Below are 20,932 nucleotides of genomic sequence, written 5' to 3'. Positions count from 1 at the left end.
GTCATGGGGAGTTTAGATAAGAACGATCGTGTAATGTTGGCGCGCCAGCTGCCTTTGAAATCTGTTGCCCTGATCCTGGCCGGTGGCCGTGGAACCCGACTGAAAGATCTAACGAACAAACGTGCTAAACCTGCTGTGCACTTTGGCGGCAAGTTCCGTATCATCGATTTTGCCTTATCCAACTGTCTTAATTCCGGGATCCGCCGTATTGGCGTAATCACGCAGTATCAGTCCCATACGCTGGTTCAGCATATTCAGCGCGGCTGGTCGTTCTTCAGTGAAGAGATGAACGAATTCGTCGATCTGCTGCCTGCCCAGCAAAGGATGCAGGGTGAAAACTGGTATCGCGGCACCGCGGATGCGGTGACGCAGAACCTGGATATTATCCGCCGTTATAAAGCGGAATATGTGGTGATCCTCGCGGGCGATCATATCTACAAGCAGGATTACTCGCGCATGCTGATCGATCATTTCGAGAAAGGCGCGCGCTGCACCGTGGCCTGTATGCCGGTACCGATTGAAGAGGCCAGCGCGTTTGGCGTGATGGCGGTTGATGACAGCGATAAGATCATCGAGTTCGTCGAAAAACCGGCAAATCCCCCGGCTATGCCCGGCGATCCGGGCAAATCGCTCGCCAGTATGGGGATTTATATTTTTAATGCCGACTATCTCTACGAACTGCTGGAGGAAGATGATTTGAACGACGCTTCCAGCCATGACTTCGGCAAAGATATCATCCCGAAAATTACGCAGGCTGGCATGGCTTATGCACATCCATTCCCGCTGTCCTGCGTACAGTCGGATCCGGAATCCGAACCATACTGGCGCGATGTGGGCACGCTGGAAGCGTACTGGAAGGCTAACCTCGATCTGGCGTCAGTCACGCCGGAACTTGATATGTACGACCAGGACTGGCCGATTCGTACGCATATGGAATCGCTGCCGCCCGCGAAATTTGTCCAGGACCGTTCCGGTAGCCACGGTATGACGCTTAACTCGCTGGTTTCCGGCGGCTGCATCATCTCCGGTTCGGTCGTCGTGCAGTCTGTTCTGTTCCCTCGGGTGAGGGTGAATTCATTCTGTAACATTGATTCGGCAGTGTTATTACCGGAGGTCTGGGTGGGGCGTTCATGCCGCCTGCGTCGTTGCATTATCGACCGCGCCTGTGTGATCCCGGAAGGAATGGTGATTGGTGAAAACGCCGAAGAAGATGCGCGCCGTTTCTACCGTTCAGAGGAAGGCATTGTGCTGGTTACGCGTGAAATGCTACGCAAGCTGCAGGTCAAACAGGAGCGATAATGCAGGTTTTACATGTTTGTTCAGAGATGTTCCCCCTGTTGAAAACAGGGGGTCTGGCAGATGTAATTGGTGCGTTGCCCGCAGCGCAAATCGCAGATGGCGTGGATGCCCGCGTATTGTTGCCTGCTTTCCCTGACATTCGTCGCGGCATTGCGGATGCGCAGGTGGTGACGCGTCGCGATACTTTCGCGGGGCGAATTACCCTGTTGTTTGGTCATTACAATGGCGTCGGTATCTATCTGATCGACGCGCCACATCTTTACGATCGTCCGGGAAGCCCGTATCACGATACCAATCTTTATGCCTACACCGATAACGTGCTGCGTTTCGCCCTGCTGGGCTGGGTCGGATGTGAAATGGCCTGTGGGCTTGATCCATTCTGGCGCCCGGATGTGGTGCATGCGCACGACTGGCATGCGGGGCTGGCCCCCGCTTATCTGGCTGCGCGCGGGCGTCCGGCGAAATCGGTCTTTACCGTGCACAACCTGGCCTATCAGGGCATGTTTTATGCACACCATATGAATGACATCCAGTTACCGTGGTCATTCTTTAACATGCACGGTTTAGAGTTCAACGGACAGATTTCATTCCTGAAGGCGGGACTCTATTATGCCGACCATATTACGGCGGTGAGTCCCACCTATGCGCGTGAAATCACCGAGCCGCAGTTTGCCTACGGTATGGAAGGGTTGCTACAGCAGCGTCATCGGGAGGGGCGTCTTTCCGGCGTGCTCAACGGTGTTGATGAAAATATCTGGAGCCCGGAAACCGACCTGCTGCTGGCGTCGCGCTACACCCGCGACACGCTGGAAGAGAAGGCGGAAAACAAGCGCCAGTTGCAGATCGCGATGGGGTTAAAGGTCAATGATAAAGCGCCGCTTTTTGCTGTTGTGAGTCGCCTCACCAGTCAGAAAGGGCTCGATCTGGTGCTGGAAGCGCTGCCGGGATTACTGGAGCAGGGCGGACAGCTGGCGCTACTTGGTGCGGGGGATCCGGTGCTTCAGGAAGGGTTTCTCGCAGCGGCGGCGGAGCATCCCGGTCAGGTTGGGGTACAGATTGGCTATCACGAAGCGTTCTCACACCGCATCATGGGTGGGGCGGACGTTATCCTGGTGCCCAGCCGCTTTGAGCCGTGCGGCTTAACCCAGCTCTATGGCCTGAAATATGGCACGTTGCCACTGGTACGGCGTACCGGTGGGCTTGCTGATACGGTGTCTGACAGTTCGCTGGAGAATCTGGCGGACGGCATCGCCAGCGGTTTTGTTTTTGAAGATAGTAATGCCTGGTCGTTATTACGGGCGATCCGGCGTGCTTTCGTGTTGTGGTCCCGGCCCTCGCTCTGGCGGTTCGTTCAACGTCAGGCTATGGCTATGGATTTTAGCTGGCAAGTCGCGGCGAAGTCGTACCGTGAGCTTTACTATCGCTTGAAATAGATATTCAGGAAACACCTATATGAATGCTCCATTTACTTATGCATCGCCCACACTCAGCGTTGAGGCGCTTAAGCATTCTATCGCCTATAAGCTGATGTTCACGATTGGCAAAGATCCGGTCATTGCCAATAAGCATGAATGGCTGAACGCCACGTTGTTTGCGGTGCGCGATCGTCTCGTGGAGCGCTGGCTGCGTTCTAATCGTGCCCAGTTGTCACAGGAAACCCGGCAGGTCTACTATCTGTCGATGGAATTCCTGATTGGCCGCACCCTTTCCAATGCCCTGTTATCGTTGGGGATTTATGACGATGTCAAAGGCGCACTGGAAGCGATGGGGTTGGACCTCGAAGAGTTGATTGACGAAGAAAACGATCCCGGCCTCGGCAACGGTGGCCTTGGGCGTCTGGCGGCCTGTTTCCTCGACTCGCTGGCGACGTTAGGTCTGCCAGGGCGCGGGTACGGTATCCGCTACGACTACGGCATGTTCAAGCAGAACATCGTCGACGGGCGGCAGAAAGAGTCCCCGGACTACTGGCTGGAATACGGCAATCCGTGGGAGTTTAAACGCCATAACACGCGCTATAAGGTGCGCTTTGGCGGACGAATTCAGCAGGAAGGCAAGAAAACGCGCTGGATTGAGACCGAAGAGATCCTGGCGGTGGCTTATGACCAGATTATCCCTGGTTATGACACCGACGCGACCAACACGCTGCGCCTGTGGAACGCGCAGGCCAGTAGCGAAATCAATCTCGGTAAGTTCAACCAGGGCGACTACTTCGCGGCGGTGGAGGACAAAAACCACTCCGAAAACGTCTCCCGCGTGCTCTATCCGGATGACTCAACCTATTCGGGACGCGAGCTGCGTCTGCGTCAGGAATACTTCCTGGTCTCTTCAACGGTGCAGGACATCCTGAGCCGTCACTACCAGTTGCACAAAACCTACGACAATCTGGCGGATAAAATCGCCATTCACCTCAACGATACCCATCCGGTGCTGTCGATTCCGGAGCTGATGCGCTTGCTGATTGATGAGCATAAGTTCAGCTGGGACGAGGCGTTTGAGGTCTGCTGTCAGGTCTTCTCCTACACGAACCACACGCTGATGAGCGAGGCGCTGGAGACCTGGCCTGTTGATATGCTGGGCAAAATCCTGCCGCGCCATCTGCAAATTATCTTCGAGATCAACGATTACTTCCTGAAAACGCTACAGGAGCAGTATCCCGATGATACCGCCCTGCTGGGACGGGCGTCGATTATCGATGAATCTAACGGGCGCCGTGTGCGGATGGCCTGGCTGGCGGTGGTGGTCAGCCATAAGGTGAACGGGGTTTCTGAGCTGCACTCTAACCTGATGGTGCAGTCGCTGTTTGCCGATTTTGCGAAAATCTTCCCGACCCGTTTCTGCAACGTCACCAACGGCGTGACGCCGCGTCGCTGGCTGGCGCTGGCGAACCCGTCGCTCTCCGACGTGCTGGATGAGAACATTGGTCGCACCTGGCGTACCGACCTTAGCCAGTTGAGCGAGCTTGAGCAGCACTGTGATTACCCGCTGGTGAACCACGCCGTGCGCCAGGCGAAGCTGGAGAACAAAAAGCGTCTGGCTACCTTGATCGCCCAGCAGCTTAACGTGGTGGTAAATCCGAAATCGCTGTTTGATGTGCAGATTAAACGTATTCACGAGTACAAGCGTCAGTTGATGAACGTACTGCATGTCATCACCCGCTACAACCGTATCAAAGCCGATCCGGATGCACAGTGGGTGCCGCGCGTAAATATCTTTGCAGGTAAGGCGGCGTCGGCCTATTACATGGCAAAACACATCATCCATTTGATTAACGATGTGGCGAAGGTCATCAATAACGATCCGCAGATTGGCGATAAGCTGAAGGTCGTGTTTATCCCGAACTACAGCGTGAGTCTGGCGCAGATGATCATTCCGGCGGCCGATCTGTCTGAGCAGATTTCGCTGGCGGGAACAGAAGCCTCCGGTACCAGTAATATGAAGTTCGCCCTGAACGGCGCGCTGACTATTGGTACCCTGGACGGGGCAAACGTCGAGATGCTGGAACACGTGGGGGCAGAGAATATCTTTATCTTCGGTAATACGGCGGAAGAGGTGGAAGAGCTGCGCAGGCAGGGCTATAAACCGCGCGAGTATTACGAAAAGGATGAGGAACTGCATCAGGTGCTGACGCAAATCGGGAGCGGCGTGTTCAGCCCGGAAGAACCGGGACGCTACCGTGACCTGATAGACTCGCTGATCAACTTTGGCGACCACTATCAGGTGCTGGCGGATTATCGCAGCTATATCGATTGTCAGGACAAGGTGGACGAACTGTATGGTCGTCCGGAAGAGTGGACCGCGAAAGCGATGCTGAATATCGCCAACATGGGTTATTTCTCCTCCGACAGAACCATCAAGGAATATGCCGATTCTATCTGGCATATTGATGCTGTGAGGTTGTAGAACACGTGGGCCGGGGGCGCTTCGCTTACCCGGCCTGCTTTTTTGCACATTTGCATGCCGGATAAGGCGTCAGCCGTCATCCGGCATTTTTCTAGGACGCCAGCGATAGCGGGTGTTTTTCGATATACTCGCCCAGCCACTGAGTGATACGAGACTGCTGTTCAGCGTTGAGCCACATCCCTTCTTTAGTACGACGCCACAATGCGTCCTCCGTGCGGCGTACCCATTCGTGATCGACCAGATACTTCAGCTCCGCCTCGTAGAGCTCATGACCAAAATCTTCGCCCAGGTCCGCGAGGGAAGTTGCTTCACCGAGGATCCATTCGGTATTGCTACCGTAGGTACGCGAGTAGTGGCGTGCCAGTGATTCCGTCAGGAACGAATAGCGACGGCGCAGTTTTGCCGCGTAGTCGTCACGATCGCCACCGATCTCACCGCCGGGCAGCACACAATCTTTGGTCCACGCCGGGCCAATGCCCTGGTAGTAAGACGACAGTTTTTCCATCGCGTGTTCAGCGAGCTTACGGTAGGTGGTGAGCTTACCGCCGAATACCGACAGCAGCGGCGCTTTGCCGTTTTCGTCATGGATATCCAGCGTGTAATCACGCGTGATGGCCTGCGGTGAATCGGATTCGTCATCGCACAGCGGACGCACGCCGGAGTAAGTCCAGACGATATCATCGCGCCCCAGCTGTTTCTTAAAGTGCGCGTTGTAGACCTTCAGCAGGTAATTGATTTCGCTTTCATCAATTTTCACGGCTTTCGGGTCGCCTTTATATTCCACGTCGGTAGTGCCGATGATGGAGAACTCATCCATCCACGGGATCACAAACACGATACGCTTGTCTTCGTTTTGCAGGATGTAAGCTTGTTTCTGGGTATGCACGCGCGGCACCACGATATGGCTGCCTTTGATCAGGCGAATACCGTACGGAGAAGGCAGATGCATCCCGTCGTCGAAGAACGCTTTTACCCACGGCCCCGTGGCGTTAACCAGACCACGCGCCTGCCAGGTCTGTTTTTTACCGGTATCGATATCTTCTGCTTCGACGATCCACAGACCGTTTTCGCGGCGTGCAGAGGTCGCACGGGTGCGGGTCAATACCTCGCCACCTTTACGCACCACCATCTGGGCATTTGCCAGCACCAGACGCGCGTCGTCCACCCAGCAGTCAGAATATTCGAAACCGCGCACAATTTCAGGTTTCATCACGGAGTCTGCGCCAAAACGCAAACCGGTTGAACCCGGCAGGCTGGTGCGTTTGCCCAGATGATCGTACATAAACAGACCAATACGGATCATCCATGCCGGGCGTAAATGCGGACGATGCGGCAGACGAAAGCGCATTGGGAAGGCGATATGCGGCGCCATTTTCAACAGCACTTCGCGTTCGGCCAGCGCTTCGCTCACCAGGCGGAATTCGTAATGTTCCAGGTAGCGCAAGCCACCGTGGATGAGTTTAGAACTGGCGGAAGAGGTGGCACAGGCTAAATCCTGCGCTTCCAGCATCAGCACGGATAAACCGCGTCCAGCGGCGTCTGCCGCGATACCGGCACCGTTGATGCCTCCGCCTATCACAATCAGATCTTTGGTTTCCATGCTGCCCTCATACGCTTTCGTTAAAGCTCATAAATGTTCGTTATCGAACATAATAGCAAAAAAGCGCGCGACTGGTAACATCGAAAAAACATTTTAGAGTGATACATATAACATTATGGCGTTTACCTGCGTCTGAGACGTAAACTGGAAGGTAATATTGGCGATCTACAGATGAGAAAGAGAATTTCATGGATCAGTTTGAGTGTATTAATGTCGAAGAAGCGCATCAGAAGTTGCACCAGGGCGCGGCGGTGCTGGTGGATATCCGCGATCCGCAAAGCTATGCGATGGGCCACCCACCGCAGGCGTTTCACCTGACTAACGACACGCTGGGCGCGTTTATGCGTGAACATGATTTCGATACTGTGGTGATGGTGATGTGCTATCACGGCAACAGCAGCAAGGGGGCGGCGCAGTATCTGCTGCAACAAGGTTATGACGCGGTCTACAGCGTTGACGGCGGCTTCGACGCCTGGCACCGACATTTTCCGGCAGAAGTGGCATTCGGTTCATAAGGCTATGCCTGGATTAATGCGGGTTGGATCACGGCAGCGACGTCACGCATCTCCGGGAGGGTACGAAGAGTACGTGGCCGGAATGAGCCAGGAAAGCCAACAAAGATGCAGCCCGAAGTCAGAAGGGTATATATACTGTCCTCTTTTGTGTGGAATAAGCGACAGCAACAATGTTGATGATTACCTCTTTTGCTAACCCCCGCGTGGCGCAGGCATTTGTCGATTACATGGCGACGCAGGGCGTTATCCTGACGATTCAACAACATCATCAAAGCGATGTCTGGTTGGCTGATGAATCACAGGTCGCGCGCGTACAGGCTGAGCTGGCGCGTTTTCTGGAGAACCCCGGCGACCCTCGCTATCTGGCGGCCAGCTGGCAGTCCGGTCATACCGGCGGCGGGCTGCATTATCGCCGTTTTCCTTTTATTGCTACGCTGCGCGAGCGTGCCGGTCCGGTGACCTGGCTTGTTATGACTGCCTGCATTCTGGTGTTTATCATCATGAATATCGTCGGCGATCAGACCGTCATGGTCTGGCTGGCCTGGCCGTTCGAACCGTCATTAAAATTTGACGTCTGGCGTTACTTTACGCACGCCTTCATGCACTTCTCACTGATGCATATCCTCTTTAACCTGCTGTGGTGGTGGTATCTCGGCGGGGCGGTAGAGAAACGATTAGGCAGCGGCAAACTGATCGTTATCACCGTCATCAGCGCCTTGCTGAGCGGCTATGTGCAGCAGAAATTTAGCGGTCCGTGGTTTGGCGGGCTTTCTGGCGTGGTTTACGCGCTAATGGGTTACGTGTGGCTGCGCGGTGAGCGCGACCCGCAAAGTGGTATTTACCTCCAGCGCGGTTTAATTATCTTTGCATTGGTTTGGATCGTTGCCGGGTGGCTTGATGTATTTGGGATGTCTATGGCTAACGGCGCGCATATCGCCGGATTAGGTGTAGGTTTGGCTATGGCATGGGTTGATACGCTCAATACGCGAAAACGAACATAATTCCAGGGAACAGCAATGAAACAAACACAACGACATGACGCGATCATTGAACTGGTAAAAAAACAGGGATACGTCAGTACGGAGGAGCTGGTGGAACATTTCTCCGTCAGCCCGCAGACCATTCGCCGGGACCTTAACGATCTCGCCGATCAAAACATGATTTTGCGCCATCATGGCGGTGCGGCGTTGCCGTCCAGCTCGGTGAATACGCCGTGGCACGACCGTAAAGCCACACAAACGGCGGAAAAAGAGCGCATTGCGCGTAAGGTTGCCACGCAGATCCCCAACGGTTCAACGCTGTTTATCGATATCGGGACGACGCCGGAAGCTGTCGCCCACGCGCTGCTGGACCACAACAATCTGCGTATTGTGACTAACAATCTCAATGTCGCAAATACGCTGATGGTAAAAGAGGATTTTCGCATTATTCTCGCGGGCGGCGAACTTCGTAGCCGTGACGGCGGCATCATTGGGGAAGCGACGCTCGATTTTATCTCCCAGTTCCGCCTGGACTTCGGCATCCTGGGGATCAGCGGGATCGACACCGACGGCTCACTGCTGGAGTTTGATTACCACGAAGTGCGCACCAAACGTGCCATCATCGAGAATTCTCGCCACGTCATGCTGGTGGTCGATCACTCGAAGTTTGGTCGTAACGCGATGGTTAATATGGGCAGCATCAGCATGGTGGATGCGGTTTATACCGACACGCTGCCGCCCACAGGGATATTGCAGGTGATCGCTGACCATCATATTCAGCTGGAATTGTGCTAGGGAAATGGCCGGATAGCAGCTTTGCCTCTCCGGCTTCCGACCTGCAAGGGGATACCGTCTGGTTGGTTAAACCCCGTAGCCCATCATCTTCAGTAGCTGCTGCGCGTGCTGTACCGCATCCTGGCGGTGCGCCACGCCGAGTTTCTGATACAAATTGCGGATATGCGTTTTGATGGTGGTTGCCGCCACCGCCAGCTCACCCGCGATTTGCTCGTTGCTGTACCCGGAATAGATAAGCCCCAGCACCTGCCATTCGCGCTGGGTGAGCGGGCTGGTGCGGATCAGTTCGGGCACTTGCGGATGATTCAGCAGACGCTCAACGAAACCTTCGTCAAAATGGGCAAACTTATGCCGATGATGCTGGTTAATTTCACGAAGAATACGCTGTGCGCGATGCTGGTCCAGCTCCGGCAGCGTGTTAAGTTGAATCAGCTGGCGCAGCTGCTGGGCCATTGCTTCGCCTTCAATGACGAAATGGCTGATAAAACCGGTACGATTGGCTAACTGCAGCGCATCAAGCAGAACGCGCTGGGCATCATTTTTCCGCCCCGCCTGCCAGTACAGCTGATTAAGTAGCAACAGGTTACGATTCAGGTCGCTCATCAGGCGCAGACTACGCGCATTCTCATTCAGCTCTTCCAGCACGATCTCGGCCGATTCAAATTCGCCCAGCAAGATCTGCGCCCTGGCGATATTGCGCCACTGGCCTTGCAGGAAGTGGTTATTGGCAAACTCGGGTTTCGGCGTGTGGCGCAGCCAGTTAGCTGCCGACTTCTTGTCACCGGTCATCTGCCAGTAAATCACGCGGACTTTATCGGCATTGGAGATCCAGTCGCTGTGATACTGGCCGTTGCCGAGCAGGTTTTCCAGACGGTTAAGCAGGCTGCGGGCATTATCCAGATCGCCGCGCGCCAGCGAACACTGCACCAGCAGCGCCAGACACTGGAGTTGCTGCTGAGGCTGAAAAGAGGAAAGCACGTCGATCCCGCTACGCGCTGAGGACTCCGCCTCATCCAGGCGAGACCAGGCCCACAGCAGCTGTGCGCGGATACGCACCAGGAACTCGTGCATAGGCAATTGTTCAAGATGCTGATCTTTAATCAACTGGAACGCTTTTTCCTGAATCTCCCATGCGGCTTGTAAAAAACCCTGGGCAAACAGGATTTCACTTTGCTGGATCAGACTCCAGAGCGCGTAGTGCCAGACGTCGTGATGGCGCGCCATTTGCTCGGTCTGCTGCATCAGCGTCAGGGATTGTGAGAGGTAGCCCTTACAGTGCAGCACTTCGCCATGTACGGAGGTCGCCACAATGCGGCTGTAGAACCAGGCGATTGGCAGCTCGTCCAGCGCCAGTTTTGCCAGACGCTCCGCTTCATCCGGATTGCCATCGTTGATCGCCACCTGAGCGCGCAGAGCGTTAAATTCCGCATGCAGCGTGCCGTCCATTACGCCATTGATCTCTTGCTCGGCGCGTGCCAGCAAGGTATTCACTTCGCTATAGCGGTGCTGGCTCTGCATCAGCCAGGCCTGCAGCAGTACCAGACGCGGATTTTCCAGCAGACTTTCCCACGGCAGCGCCTTTAACGACGCCTCGAGCAGCGCCAGTTCGCTGTGGTTAAAAAGGCCCCAGGCATGATTCAGCAGGATGTCGCGCAGCATATGGGGATCGCCCGCCGCCAGCGCATGGTGAATTGCTTCGCTGGGGAAGCCTTGCGCCATCCAGCTTTCCGCGGCGGCGCGATGAATCTCAGGCAGCTCGGCTGACAGTTCCCACTGACAGCGCTGGCGCAGGAAGTTACCAAACAGAGGGTGATAGCTGAACCATTCGCCGGTATCGTCCATACGTTGCAGGAACAGCCCCTGGCGCTCAATTTCTTCCAGACGCATTTGCCCGTTTTCTTCACCGGTCACGCGGACGATCAGCGCATCGTTCATGGAACGCAAAATAGCGCTCTTGAGCAGAAAATGTCGGGTACTGAGATCGACGCTGTCCAGAACTTCATCTACCAGATAATCGGACAGATGGCTGGCATTGATTCCTGCCAGACGGCGTGCCGACAGATGGGCAGGATTGTTGTTCTGGCGAGCGGAAAGGGCGATGAGCTGAAGTGCGGTTGCCCAGCCGGCCACGTCGTCGCACATCCGGCTACTCTCTGCGGCTTCGATAGGGGACGAGAGACGGCGGTCAAAAAACAGCTTTGCTTCCTGGTGATTAAAGGCCAGCTGCTGGCTGCCGATTTCCAGCAGCTGATCGCGTACACGTAGATTGGCGATGCCCAACTGCGGCAGATTCCGCGATAGTACGACCAGGGTGAGATTTTCCGGCTGATGGCGCAGGAAGAAGCGCATGGACTCGTGGATTACCGGATTGGTAATCAGGTGATAATCGTCAATAACCAGATACAGTGGGCGATGCCACTCCGCCAGTTCAATAAACAGCTGAGCGAAAAGCGACGTCAGGCTGACATACTGGCGTTTTTGCACCATCACTTCACTGGTGGTGCAGTGTCCCCCGGTTGCCTGCTGCACTGCGGCGATCAGGTAGCTGGCGAATCGCTCCTGCTGGTTATCGCCCTCATCCAGCGAGTACCAACCCAGTTCACTTTTTCCCGCCGCCCATTGTGATATGAGCGTGGTCTTTCCATAACCCGCAGGACTTGTGATCAGAACCAGCCTGAAATTGTTCGCGCCGGAAAGTTTAGCCAGCAGGCGCTCACGAACCACCGTATGGTCGAGTCGAACCGGACGACTTAATTTAGACGGAATCAACATAGTTAAATACTTCACTGTGGGAAATGGGGATCTTCGATTTTTTTTGCGCTTCGTAATTAATGAATTATAAGTTCGGACAGAAACCGGTTTAATGCAAGCTAAGCGGGTTTTTTGTGTGTCTGAATTTGCACTCTGTCACAATTCCAAATATCTGTTGCAAAAATGCTGTTTAACAGCACTGAAGGTGCATGAAGACTGGCTTAAGCCCGTAATTAACGAGGGATAAAAATAACCTTTTATTTTGTAATGTTATTGGTTTTTATAATAAAAATGAGTCGTTCCTCTGTGAGGATATTCTTTTTTCCAGGGATAACCCGACATGGCTTAAATATTTCAGGTTAGAAACTGTCTCGCTGTTTACATATATCTCTACACTAAATAATTCGAGTTGCAGGACAAAAACGCGTAGTCGTTTTGAACAGCGCTTGCGCTGGCCCCGCAGGGGCGAGTAACAAAGCCAACGTATCTGCAACCTGAAGTATGACGAGTATAAAGCGGTCCCCGTTATTTGCTGATACGCTATCCTTTAGTGGCAGCGATCACACTTTTACACTCATCCCCACCACTCCTCCCTGCCTAATCCCCGGTGGGATGAGGAAGGTCAACAACGAGCCTGGCAAACTAGCGATAACGTTGTTTTATTACCAAAGGACCCGGAATTCCTATGTCACAGCCTACCTTCAATAAAGAGCAATTTCAGGCGGCCCTGGCACGTCAGTGGCAGCATTTTGGTTTACTGTCGGCAGCAGAGATGACGTCTCGCCAGTGGTGGCAGGCCGTTAGCGGTGCGCTGGCAGAGTTACTCAGCGCGCAGCCTGCTGCGAAGCCAGCGAAAACTCAGCGGCATGTTAACTATATCTCGATGGAGTTCCTGATTGGTCGTCTGACGGGGAACAACCTGCTTAATCTGGGCTGGTATCAGGAGGTGAGCGATGTGCTGAAAGCGCACGACATCAACCTGAGCGACCTGCTGGAAGAAGAGATTGACCCGGCGCTGGGCAACGGCGGTCTGGGGCGTCTGGCGGCATGTTTCCTTGACTCGATGGCGACGGTAGGCCAGTCCGCAACGGGTTACGGCCTGAACTATCAGTACGGCTTGTTCCGTCAATCCTTTGCGGATGGACAGCAGATGGAGGCACCGGATGACTGGCATCGCGGGAGCTATCCGTGGTTCCGTCATAATGCGCAGCTTGATGTTCAGGTGGGCATTGGCGGTAAGGTGACGAAAGACGGTCGCTGGGTGCCGGGCTTCACCATTACCGGACAGGCATGGGATCTGCCGGTTCTCGGCTACCGTAATGGAGTAACCCAGCCGCTGCGTCTGTGGCAGGCGACCCATGCACATCCGTTTAATCTGACCAAATTTAACGACGGCGATTTCCTGCGTGCTGAGCAACAGGGGATCGACGCGGAAAAACTGACGAAAGTGCTCTACCCGAATGACAACCACACTGCGGGTAAAAAACTGCGCCTGATGCAGCAGTACTTCCAGTGCGCCTGTTCGGTGGCGGATATTCTGCGTCGCCATCATCTGGCGGGGCGTAAGCTGCGCGAACTGGCAGAGTATGAGGTTATTCAGCTCAACGATACCCACCCGACTATCGCCATTGCGGAACTGCTGCGCGTGTTGCTTGACGAGCATCAGCTGAGCTGGGATGACGCGTGGGCGATCACCAGTAAAACCTTTGCCTATACCAACCACACGCTGATGCCGGAGGCGCTGGAGTGCTGGGATGAGAAGCTGATAAAAGCGCTACTGCCGCGTCATATGCAGATCATCAAAGAAATTAACGACCGCTTTAAGACGCTGGTGGATAAGACCTGGCCTGGCGATAAGCAGGTCTGGGCGAAGCTGGCCGTGGTGCATGACAAGCAGGTTCGCATGGCGAATATGTGTGTTGTTAGCGGTTTTGCGGTGAACGGTGTTGCGGCGCTGCACTCCGATCTGGTGGTGAAGGATCTGTTCCCGGAATATCACCAGCTGTGGCCGAACAAGTTCCACAACGTGACCAACGGCATCACGCCACGCCGTTGGATTAAACAGTGCAACCCGCAGCTGGCGGCGCTGTTAGATAAGACGCTGAAAAAAGAGTGGGCGAACGATCTCGATCAGCTGATCCACCTGGAAAAGCAGGCTGACGATGCGAAATTCCGGCAGACCTATCGCCAGATTAAACAGGCCAACAAAATCCGTCTGGCAGAGTTCGTGAAGGTGCGTACCGGGATTGAAATCAATCCGCAGGCGATTTTCGATATTCAGATTAAGCGTCTGCACGAGTACAAACGTCAGCACCTGAATTTGCTGCATATTCTGGCGCTGTACAAAGAGATCCGCGAAAACCCGCAGGCAGATCGCGTGCCGCGTGTCTTCCTGTTTGGCGCGAAGGCTGCGCCGGGTTACTACCTGGCGAAGAACATTATCTTCGCAATTAACAAGGTGGCGGAAACTATCAACAACGACCCGCAGGTTGGCGACAAGCTGAAAGTGGTGTTCCTGCCGGATTACTGTGTTTCGGCGGCGGAATTGCTGATCCCGGCAGCGGATATCTCCGAGCAGATTTCGACTGCCGGAAAAGAGGCCTCAGGTACCGGCAACATGAAGCTGGCGCTGAACGGGGCGCTGACGGTCGGTACGCTGGATGGGGCAAACGTCGAAATCGCCGGGAAGGTGGGTGAAGAGAACATCTTTATCTTTGGTCATACCGTGGAAGAGGTGAAGGCGCTTAAGGCCAAAGGCTACGATCCGGTGAAATGGCGTAAGAAAGATAAAGTGCTGGATGCGGTACTTAAAGAGCTGGAAAGCGGTAAATATAGCGAGGGCGATAAGCATGCCTTTGACCAGATGCTGCATAGCCTCGGTAAGCAGGGCGGTGACCCGTATCTGGTGCTGGCGGATTTTGCCGCTTACGTTGAGGCGCAAAAGCAGGTTGATGTGCTGTATCGCGACCAGGAGGCCTGGACCCGGGCGGCGATTCTGAATACGGCTCGCTGCGGCATGTTTAGCTCGGATCGCTCTATCCGCGATTATCAGAGCCGTATCTGGCAGGCAAAACGCTAAGGAAGCGCGATGGAAAGCAAACGTCTGGATAATGCCGCGCTGGCGGCGGGGATTAGCCCCAGTTATATCAATGCCCACGGTAAACCGCAGTCTATTGGCGCCGAAACCAAGCGGCGTTTGCTTGACGCCATGCATCGCACCACTGCTGCCACGAAGGTGGCGGTGACGCCGGTGCCGAATGTCGTGGTCTACACCGCAGGCAAAAAGATGCCGCTGGCGGTTGAGGGAAGTGGGGAATTTAGCTGGCTGCTGACAACGGAAGAGGGGAGCCAGCATAAAGGGCACGCCACGGGCGGGAAAGCGTTCAATCTTCCGGCTAAGCTGCCTGAGGGCTACCACACGCTGACCCTGACGCAGGGGGAGCAGCGCACGCATTGCCGCATTATCGTGGCGCCAAAACGCTGCTATGAGCCACAGGCGCTGCTGAGCGGGCAAAAACTGTGGGGGGCGTGTGTCCAGCTCTACACCCTGCGTTCAGAAAAAAACTGGGGAATTGGCGACTTTGGCGATCTGAAGCATATGCTGGTGGATGTTGCTAAGCGTGGCGGCGCGTTTATCGGGCTGAACCCCATTCACGCTCTCTACCCGGCCAATCCGGAGAGCGCCAGCCCGTACAGCCCTTCTTCTCGCCGCTGGCTGAACGTGATTTATATCGATGTGAATGCCGTAGAGGATTTTTGCCTGAGCGAAGAGGCGCAGGCATGGTGGCAGATGCCCACCACTCAGCAAACGCTGCAACGCGCCAGAGATGCTGAGTGGGTGGATTATGCCACCGTCACCGCGCTGAAAATGGCGGCTCTGCGCATGGCGTGGAAAGGTTTTGCGGTTCGTGATGATGAGCAGATGGCGGCGTTTCGTCACTTTGTCTCCCGGGAGGGCGACAGCCTGTACTGGCAGGCGGCGTTCGACGCGCTGCATGCTTATCAGGTGAAAGAGGATGCGCTGCGCTGGGGCTGGCCGGTCTGGCCGGAAGCATTCCAGTCGGTGGATTCCCCGGAAGTGGAACAGTTTTGCGAAACACACCGCGACGAGGTGGATTTTTTCCTCTGGCTACAGTGGCTGGCCTCTACGCAGTTTGCTGCCTGCTGGGAAACCTGTCAGGGCTTTAAAATGCCCGTCGGTTTGTATCGCGACCTGGCCGTCGGCGTGGCGGAAGGGGGGGCTGAAACCTGGTGTGATCGTGAGCTGTACTGCCTGAAAGCGTCTGTGGGCGCGCCGCCGGATATTCTCGGTCCACTGGGGCAGAACTGGGGCTTACCGCCGATGGATCCGCATATCATCGCTGCACGTGCCTATGAACCGTTTATTGAACTGCTGCGCGCCAATATGCAGAACTGCGGCGCGTTGCGCATCGATCACGTGATGTCAATGCTGCGGCTTTGGTGGATCCCCTACGGTGAAACGGCCGATCACGGGGCATACGTCCATTATCCGGTGGACGATTTACTCTCCATCCTGGCGCTGGAAAGTCAGCGTCATCGCTGTATGGTGATTGGCGAAGATCTGGGTACCGTACCGGTGGAGATCGTGGGTAAGCTGCGTGACAGCGGCGTTTACTCCTACAAAGTGCTTTATTTTGAAAACGACCATGAGAAGAATTTCCGTGCGCCGAAAGCGTACCCGGAACAGTCAATGGCCGTCGCGACGACGCACGACCTTCCTGTGCTACGTGGCTACTGGGAAAGCGGTGATCTGACGCTGGGTAAAACGCTGGGGCTTTACCCCGATGAAGAGGTATTGCGTGAGCTGTACCAGGATCGTGAGCTGGCAAAGCAGGGACTGCTGGATGCGCTGCACAAATATGGCTGTCTGCCAAAACGTGTGGGGCATAAAGCATCGCAGATGTCGATGACGCCAGCGCTCAACCGCGGTATGCAGCGTTATATCGCCGACAGTCATAGCGCACTGTTGGGCCTGCAGCCGGAAGACTGGCTGGATATGGCGGCGCCGGTGAATATTCCAGGCACCAGCTATCAGTATAAAAACTGGCGACGCAAGCTGGCGGTGAGCCTTGAGAAGATGTTTGCCGATGAGAGAGTGAATAAGCTGATTAAGGATCTGGATAAGCGCCGGAAGGCTGTCACGAAGAAGACGTAATGTTACGTTGCCGGGTAGGCGAAACGCTACCCGGCAACATTTTATCAGACGACCATTCCCAGCAGCAGACATCCTACCAGACCGCAGACGGAGATAATGGTTTCCAGCATTGACCATGACTTGATGGTTTCACCGATGGTCAGGTTGAAGTACTCCTTGAACAGCCAGAAGCCCGGATCGTTCACGTGAGAGAAAATCACGCTACCGGAACCAACCGCAATAACCATTAGCTCAGGGCTTACGCCGGTCGTTGCAATCAGCGGTGCCACAATCCCACCAGCGGTGATCGCTGCAACGGTTGCGGAGCCCAGTGCGATACGCAGTACCGCAGCGATAGACCAGGCCATCAGCAGCGGAGAAACGTTTGAACCGTGCATCATTGACGCGATGTATTTGTCCACGCCGCTATCAACCAGTATCTGTTTGAAGGCACCGCCGCCACCGATAATCAACAGCATCATTGCAATGATTTTGATGGAAGAGACCAGCGTGTCGTTAATCTGATCCATTGAACGACCACGGTTCAGACCGAAGGTGAACATCGCAATCAGTACCGCAATCAGTGTTGCCATCACCGGGTCGCCGAAGAACTCTGCAACCGGCAGGAAAGCGTGGCCTTTCGGCAGGATCATCTCTGCGATGGCACGCATCGCCATCAGGATCACCGGTACCAGAGAGGTCCAGACGCTGACGCCAAAGCCAGGCATCTCTTCTTCAGTAAAGGTTTTCGCACTGTACAGGCCTTCCGGGATTGGTTTATCAATTCCTTTCAGGAAACGAGCGTACACCGGACCAGCAAGGATGACCGTCGGGATTGCCAGAATCGTACCGAACAGCAGCGTTTTCCCCATATCGGCCTGGAAAATAGTGGCAATCGCGGTTGGACCCGGGTGCGGAGGCAGGAAGCCGTGAGTTACAGACAGCGCTGCCGCCATCGGTACGCCGATATACAGCAGCGGGATGTTTGCAGACGCAGCGATGGTGAACACCAACGGCAGCATCAGGACAAAGCCCACTTCATAGAACAGCGCAAAACCAACGGTAAAACCGGTTAATACTACCGCCCATTGAATATGCTTTTTACCAAATTTGGCAATGAGCGTCGTGGCGATGCGCTGTGCGCCGCCGCAGTCCGCCAGCATTTTGCCGAGCATAGCGCCAAAACCCATGATCAGGGCAAGGCTGCCAAGCGTGCCGCCAACGCCGGCTTTAATAGAATTAATGACTTTATCCAGTGGCATTCCTTGCATCAATCCAACAGCAAGCGCCACCAGGACGAGAGCGATGAATCCGTTCATTTTGAAGCGGATCATCAGGAGTAATAACAAGATTACACCGATAGCAACGATGACTAATGGCATGATTTACCTGGCCTTTCATTTGTTATGGGTAACGTCGAAGTATCGACGAAAAATGTCTTTTGCTCCGGGCGTAAACCGAAACGTAACGGCACCACTACTGCTTACCTTCAAACTATTTAGTTTAGCCAGTTGTTATGTGTGTGTTCAGTGCCCATGAGAATGATACGGGTAACATGCGGTAATTGAGAATCACCAGGGCAAGAAAAATTTGAATTATGCGATGCAGGTCAAGTTATGGAGGGTGAAGATCTGGATTGAAGGCCGGGTAATGCAGTTCGCGTTTATGTTGCCATCCGACATCAATAATGCCTGACGGCGACGCTGATGTGTCTTATCGGACCTACGAATACTCTACAGTGGACGCAGGTCCGATAAGCATAACGCCATCAGGCGTTATGCCGACGAATGGAAACTTAGTAGTAGGAGTGCTCACCGCGCTGGTGTTCGGTCAGATCGCGAACGCCTTTCAGCTCCGGGAATTCGTTCAGCAACTGTTTCTCTATCCCTTCTTTCAGGGTGACATCGACCATGGAACAGCCGTTACAGCCGCCGCCAAACTGTAGAATCGCATAGCCTTCGTCGGTGATTTCCATCAGCGACACGCGACCACCGTGGCCCGCGAGCTGGGGGTTGATCTGCGATTGCAGCATGTACTCCACGCGCTCCATCAGCGGCGCGTCATCGGCGACTTTACGCATTTTGGCGTTCGGTGCTTTCAGCGTCAGCTGGGAGCCTAGCTGGTCGGTGACGAAATCGATCTCAGCATCTTCCAGATACGGGGCGCTCAGTTCATCAACGTAGGCGGTCAGCAGGTCAAATTTAAGAGCAGTGTCGGTTGCTTCCACGGCGTCCGGGGGACAATAAGAAACGCCGCACTCAGCGTTAGGCGTGCCGGGATTGATCACAAATACGCGGATTTGTGTCCCTTCTTCCTGATTTGCCAGCAGTTTGGCAAAGTGCGCTTGTGCAGCCTCGGAAATATGGATCATAGTAATGGCCTAATAGTTGACTATTTTAGTTGGTTATAATACGCCCATCATCGAGGCTCTACAAGGTTCGACACAGGCACCATACCTGGACCGTCGTTGCGCCCTGGCGTAAAAGCAGCTGCGCAATTTCTGCAACGGTACTTCCGGTAGTGACGACATCATCCACAACAACCATATGGAGTCCCTGCACCGGCAATTCAAGGCGAAAGGCATTTTTCAGGTTGTGCTTGCGCAATCGGGCGCTGAGATGATGCTGCGTGGCGGTAGGCCGTATACGCGTTACGGCATGAGCATCCCAGGGGCAATTCAGCCAGTGCGCCAGTGGACGACACAGCAGATCGCTCTGGTTAAATCCTCTGCGCCAGTGGCGGCGGCGCCATAGCGGCACGCTGACAATACGGTCGGGGATTTGTAGTCCTGTCTCCCGACGAGTCTGTAAAACCTCCAGTAACAGCAGACGCGAAAGCGCGGTGGCAACCTCGCTCCGTCGGGAAAACTTGAGCTGATGGATAAGCGTGCTCAACGGCGGAACATAATCACTGACGGTCACCAGACGCTGCCACGGCGGTGGTTTTTGCAGGCATCTGCCGCAGGGCATGGCAGGGTGCGCCGCGGGAAGTCCACATTGTGGGCACAGTGTCGGATGTCGGCAGGCAGCACGTGCGCAGACAGAGCAAATCCCCCAGCGACTGAGGGCGAGCGGCATTCGGCATAGCCAGCACAATCCTGGTACTGTTAGCATAGGTTCATCCATGTTGGTGAAAAGAGAACAATAACTGATGAATAACGTCTGGTGGCAGACCCTGGGAACGGGAAATTGTCATCTTGTGCTGCTGCACGGATGGGGGCTGAATGCGGAGGTGTGGCATTGCGTAAGCGAGGAACTCAGCGCGCATTTTACGTTGCACCTTGTTGACCTGCCCGGTTTTGGTCGCAGTCAGGGTTTTACGGCAATGACGCTGGAAGCGATGGCGGAGTGCGTACTGCAGAATGCGCCCGACAAAGCGGTCTGGCTGGGCTGGAGTCTGGGGGGGCTGGTGGCAAGTCAGGTGGCGCTGACCCATCCAGAACGCGTCCAGGCGCTGGTGACCGTCGCTTCCTCTCCTTGTTTCAGCGCGCGTGACGCGTGGCCAGGCATTAAGCCGGAAGTGCTGGCGGGTTTTCAGCAGCAGTTGAGCGATGATTTCCAGCGTACGGTCGAGCGTTTTCTGGCTTTGCAAACCATGGGGACGGAGACTGCGCGTCAGGATGCCCGTGCGCTGAAGAAAACCGTGCTGGCGCAACCGATGCCGGAGGTTGACGTTTTAAATGGCGGGCTGGAGATTTTGAAAATGACGGACCTGCGCGAACCGTTAAAAACGTTACCGCTGCCGTTCCTGCGTCTGTACGGGTATCTGGATGGCCTGGTGCCGCGTAAAGTGGTCTCTTTGCTTGATGAATTATGGCCGGAAAGTGAATCTCAGATATTTGCAAAAGCAGCCCATGCGCCGTTTATCTCGCACCCCGCCGCGTTCTGTGAGGCGCTGGTGGCATTCCGGCAGAAACTGTAACGCGCAGAAAATCCGC

General features: G+C 54.8%; 14 protein-coding genes. 9 read left to right on the top strand and 5 right to left on the bottom strand.

Annotated elements, in window-relative coordinates; genetic code table 11:
• The first annotated feature begins 3 nt into the window (after nt 1-3).
• The 3 genes from glgC to glgP are packed head-to-tail and all read left to right on the top strand — an operon-like array spanning nt 4 to nt 5,199.
• The gene (gene glgC / locus C3432_RS20485) at nt 4-1,299 is read left to right on the top strand and encodes a glucose-1-phosphate adenylyltransferase (RefSeq protein ID WP_103778383.1); all 1,296 of its coding nucleotides are present in this window, start codon (nt 4-6) and stop codon (nt 1,297-1,299) included.
• Nucleotides 1,299-2,732, top strand: a complete 1,434-nt coding sequence (gene glgA / locus C3432_RS20480) for a glycogen synthase GlgA (protein WP_103778382.1) — start codon at nt 1,299-1,301, stop codon at nt 2,730-2,732. The genes glgC and glgA overlap by 1 nt, the downstream gene beginning before the upstream one ends.
• A gap of 19 nt (nt 2,733-2,751) precedes the next feature.
• The gene (glgP, locus tag C3432_RS20475) at nt 2,752-5,199 is read left to right on the top strand and encodes a glycogen phosphorylase (protein WP_103778381.1); all 2,448 of its coding nucleotides are present in this window, start codon (nt 2,752-2,754) and stop codon (nt 5,197-5,199) included.
• Nucleotides 5,200-5,290: 91 nt separating this feature from the next.
• Here the strand turns inward: glgP and glpD are convergent, their stop codons facing one another.
• Nucleotides 5,291-6,799 carry a glycerol-3-phosphate dehydrogenase gene (glpD, locus tag C3432_RS20470; RefSeq protein WP_103778380.1) on the bottom strand — a complete coding sequence of 503 codons (1,509 nt, stop codon included), beginning with the start codon at nt 6,797-6,799 and terminating at the stop codon, nt 5,291-5,293.
• A 188-nt stretch (nt 6,800-6,987) separates the two neighbouring features.
• On the opposite strand from glpD, the gene glpE reads away from it, so the two are divergent.
• The 3 genes from glpE to C3432_RS20455 all read left to right on the top strand — a co-directional run bounded on the left by glpE (nt 6,988) and on the right by C3432_RS20455 (nt 9,089).
• Nucleotides 6,988-7,314, top strand: a complete 327-nt coding sequence (gene glpE, locus C3432_RS20465; RefSeq protein WP_103778379.1) for a thiosulfate sulfurtransferase GlpE — start codon at nt 6,988-6,990, stop codon at nt 7,312-7,314.
• A gap of 170 nt (nt 7,315-7,484) precedes the next feature.
• Nucleotides 7,485-8,315: a rhomboid family intramembrane serine protease GlpG gene (gene glpG / locus C3432_RS20460; RefSeq protein WP_103778378.1), complete on the top strand. Its 831-nt coding sequence runs from the start codon at nt 7,485-7,487 to the stop codon at nt 8,313-8,315.
• Between the two features lie 15 nt (nt 8,316-8,330).
• A complete protein-coding gene (locus tag C3432_RS20455; protein WP_103778377.1) occupies nt 8,331-9,089 on the top strand; it encodes a DeoR/GlpR family transcriptional regulator in 759 nt (252 codons plus the stop codon).
• 66 nt (nt 9,090-9,155) lie between these two features.
• On the opposite strand, the gene malT is transcribed toward C3432_RS20455, so the two are convergent.
• On the bottom strand, nt 9,156-11,861 hold the full coding sequence (gene malT / locus C3432_RS20450) for an HTH-type transcriptional regulator MalT (protein WP_103778376.1): 2,706 nt from the start codon (nt 11,859-11,861) through the stop codon (nt 9,156-9,158).
• Nucleotides 11,862-12,525: 664 nt separating this feature from the next.
• Here malT and malP point away from each other — a divergent pair.
• Both malP and malQ read left to right on the top strand, forming a co-directional pair.
• Complete coding sequence (gene malP, locus C3432_RS20445) at nt 12,526-14,919, top strand: maltodextrin phosphorylase (RefSeq protein ID WP_103778375.1); 2,394 nt, start codon at nt 12,526-12,528, stop codon at nt 14,917-14,919.
• 9 nt (nt 14,920-14,928) lie between these two features.
• The gene (gene malQ / locus C3432_RS20440) at nt 14,929-17,016 is read left to right on the top strand and encodes a 4-alpha-glucanotransferase (protein WP_103778374.1); all 2,088 of its coding nucleotides are present in this window, start codon (nt 14,929-14,931) and stop codon (nt 17,014-17,016) included.
• A 44-nt stretch (nt 17,017-17,060) separates the two neighbouring features.
• Here malQ and gntT read toward each other — a convergent pair whose 3' ends face one another.
• The 3 genes from gntT to gntX form a co-directional block, all read right to left on the bottom strand.
• On the bottom strand, nt 17,061-18,377 hold the full coding sequence (gene gntT, locus C3432_RS20435; RefSeq protein WP_103778373.1) for a gluconate transporter: 1,317 nt from the start codon (nt 18,375-18,377) through the stop codon (nt 17,061-17,063).
• Nucleotides 18,378-18,790: 413 nt separating this feature from the next.
• Nucleotides 18,791-19,366 (bottom strand): Fe-S biogenesis protein NfuA, encoded by a 576-nt coding sequence (nfuA, locus tag C3432_RS20430; protein ID WP_103778372.1) that lies wholly within the window; start codon nt 19,364-19,366, stop codon nt 18,791-18,793.
• A gap of 58 nt (nt 19,367-19,424) precedes the next feature.
• Entirely contained in the window at nt 19,425-20,108 is a 684-nt protein-coding gene (gene gntX / locus C3432_RS20425; RefSeq protein ID WP_103778371.1) for a DNA utilization protein GntX, read from the bottom strand.
• Between the two features lie 37 nt (nt 20,109-20,145).
• Between gntX and bioH the strand changes: the two genes are divergently transcribed.
• Nucleotides 20,146-20,916: a pimeloyl-ACP methyl ester esterase BioH gene (gene bioH / locus C3432_RS20420; RefSeq protein WP_103778370.1), complete on the top strand. Its 771-nt coding sequence runs from the start codon at nt 20,146-20,148 to the stop codon at nt 20,914-20,916.
• Nucleotides 20,917-20,932: the final 16 nt, after the last annotated feature.

Source organism: Citrobacter amalonaticus, from assembly GCF_002918555.1.
Taxonomy (GTDB): Bacteria; Pseudomonadota; Gammaproteobacteria; order Enterobacterales; family Enterobacteriaceae; genus Citrobacter_C; species Citrobacter_C amalonaticus_A.
Note: the sequence above shows the minus strand (reverse complement) of the source record. Positions and strands in the feature narration are given on the sequence as shown.